The sequence below is a fragment of the Candidatus Krumholzibacteriia bacterium genome (assembly GCA_035649275.1).
Lineage (GTDB): Bacteria > Krumholzibacteriota > Krumholzibacteriia.
Map to the genome: position 1 here is coordinate 1 of DASRJW010000147.1, position 2764 is coordinate 2764.

General features: G+C 67.5%; 3 protein-coding genes. All 3 read left to right on the forward strand.

Features of this window, described 5'->3' with window-relative positions:
* Positions 1–331: hypothetical protein (locus VFE28_16600; protein ID HZM17616.1), on the forward strand; the 331-nt coding region annotated here is incomplete at its 5' end.
* 30 nt (positions 332–361) lie between these two features.
* Positions 362–1351 carry a hypothetical protein gene (locus VFE28_16605; protein ID HZM17617.1) on the forward strand — a complete coding sequence of 330 codons (990 nt, stop codon included), beginning with the start codon at positions 362–364 and terminating at the stop codon, positions 1349–1351.
* 264 nt (positions 1352–1615) lie between these two features.
* The coding region (locus tag VFE28_16610; protein ID HZM17618.1) for a phosphoketolase family protein at positions 1616–2764 on the forward strand (1149 nt) is incomplete at its 3' end.

A 2764-nucleotide genomic window follows, 5' to 3' on the forward strand; every position in this document is an offset into this window, starting at 1 on the left:
GCTCCAGCTCGAGCTCATCGGCGAAGAGGAACGAACGAGCGTGCTCTCCTATTTCAATCTCGCCAACGCCCTCGCCCAGGTGACAGGAACGCTCCTGGGTGGCACAATGCTGTCGCAGCTCGGAGCCACACCCCAGGCCTATGCGGTGGTGTTCGCCGTTTCGGCACTGGCGCGCGTGGCAGCGCTCGCGGCGCTGCGCGGGTTGCGTGGCGTGGACGTGCCGGCCGGCGAGGTAGTGCTCCGCATCCTGGCGGTGCGTCCATTCGGGGCGCTGGCGCGTCCGATTCACGCCAGCTTCCAGCGCGCTCGCCGCGGGAAAGACGAGACGTGAGGTACCGGGCGATACCCGGAGGATTCCGACATGCAGCGGCCCCTCGACATCGTCCTCTTGCTGGCGCTGCCCGCGTCGGGCAAATCCGAGGTCCGCAAATACCTGGCCAGCGTGCCCCCCGAGCAGGCGCTGCGCGACTTCCACCTCGGTCCGACCGCGCAGCTCGACGACTATCCGTACGTGCACATGATGCGGCGCATCGCGGCGGTCCTGCAGGAGGAGGGCCACGACGGCATCTTCTTCACCTCCCCCGAGCTCCCGATGCTGGAGCCGCGCGATTGGGGCACGCTCATCGAGCTCTTGAACGAAGACTTCGACGATCTGCACGGTGGGCCGCCGACGCCACCCGAGTCTCACGCCGACTGGCTCTGCCGGCGTTTCGACGCCGCCCGCGCCCGCGTCGGCGCCGACCCGGCGCTCGGCAAGCTGCCGGCGCCACTTCGCGCCCGCCTGCTCAGCGCCATCGAAGACGAAGCCCGCGCCTTGTGGGAGGAAAAGCGTGCCGGCATTCCGGCCCGCGCCGCCGACCTGCAGGGCAAGACTATCGTCGCCGAGTTCGCCCGCGGTGGTCCCGAAGGGGCACGGCTGCCGCTCCCGTCGCCCCTCGGCTACCAGTATTCCCTCGGCCGTCTCGCCGACGCCATCCTCTCTCGCGCCACCATCCTCTACATTTGGGTGACCCCCGAGGAGTCGCGACGGAAGAACCGGGACCGCGCCCGGCCCGGGCGTGAGGGCGATGCTTCCATCCTGCATCACGGCGTGCCAGAGACCGTCATGCGGCAGGACTACGGTGTCGATGACATCGAGTACCTCATCGAGCAAGCGGAACGTCCCGATACGGTGCGCATCCGCACTCGCGGCAAGACTTTCGATCTGCCCGTGGCGCGTTTCGACAATCGCGTCGACAAGACTTCTTTCCTCCGCGCCGACCCTTCGCAGTGGTCTCCGTCGGAGGTGCGTACCGTGCACACTGGACTGCAGGAAGCGTTCGATCGTCTCGCCCGTGCCGCGGCACGCTGACGACTTCAACAGGCTCGCCACCCGAGAAAGGAGCCGATCGTGATTCAGCGGAATCCCCGGAGAAAGCGCGGGAGCGCGCCGCGCTCCGTCGCGTCGAGAACGAAGCAGCCGGCTCGGCCGCGTGCGGCGACGGGAGTCCTCGAGGCTCGCCGCTCCGGCGTAAGCACACCGGCCACAGGAAACAACCGTCGCACTGCAACCACCCTTCGAGCTGCCGCCCCCGCAGCCACGAGACGCCCCGCCGGACCTCTCGCCGCCGAGGAGCTGGCGCGGCTCGACGCCTACTGGCGCGCCTCCAACTACCTCTCGGTGGGTCAGATCTACCTCTACGACAACCCGCTCCTCGAAGTCCCGCTGCGCAAGGAACACATCAAGCCACGGCTCCTCGGTCACTGGGGCACGACGCCTGGCCTCAACTTCATCTATGTGCACCTGAACCGGATCATTCGGAAGTTCGATCTCGACATGATCTACGTCACCGGCCCCGGCCACGGCGGTCCCGGTCTCGTGGCCCACACGTATCTCGAGGGCACCTACAGCGAGGTCTACCCGGATGTGTCGCAGGACAAGGAGGGCATGCAGCGCCTCTTCAAGCAGTTCTCCTTCCCTGGCGGCATTCCGAGCCACGTCGCCCCGGAAACCCCCGGCTCCATCCACGAAGGTGGCGAGCTGGGCTACGCCCTCTCTCACGCCTACGGTGCCGCTTTCGACAACCCGAACCTCACGGTGGCCTGCGTCATCGGCGACGGCGAAGCGGAAACGGGCCCCATGGCCACGAGCTGGCACTCCAACAAGTTCTTGAACCCGGCGCGAGACGGCGTCGTCCTCCCCATCCTGCATCTCAATGGTTACAAGATCGCCAACCCCTGCGTGCTGGCGCGCATCGACCACGATGAACTCGAGCAACTGTTCCGCGGCTACGGCTACACGCCGCACTTCGTCGAGGGAGACGAGCCAGGCGCCATGCACCAGAAAATGGCGGCCACGCTCGACAGCATCGCCGAAGAGATCGCGCACCTGCGCCGGGCGGCGCGGAACGGCAACCGGCCTTCTCGACCGCGCTGGCCGATGATCATCCTGCGGACACCCAAGGGTTGGACGTGTCCGAAGGCCATCGACGGCAAGACCACCGAGGGCTCCTGGAGATCGCACCAGGTGCCGATGGGCGAGATGCACGAGAATCCCGCTCACGTGAAGCTGCTCGAAAAGTGGCTACGCAGCTACCGGCCCGAGGAGCTCTTCGACGCCAGCGGACGGCTGCGCGCCGAGGTGGCGGCGCTGGCGCCGCAAGGCCAGCGTCGCATGGGCGCAAACCCGCACGCCAACGGCGGTCTGCTCCTACGGGATCTCCGTCTCCCCGACTTCCGCCGCTATGCCGTGGAGGTCTCCCAGCCCGGTGCCACGAGCGCCGAA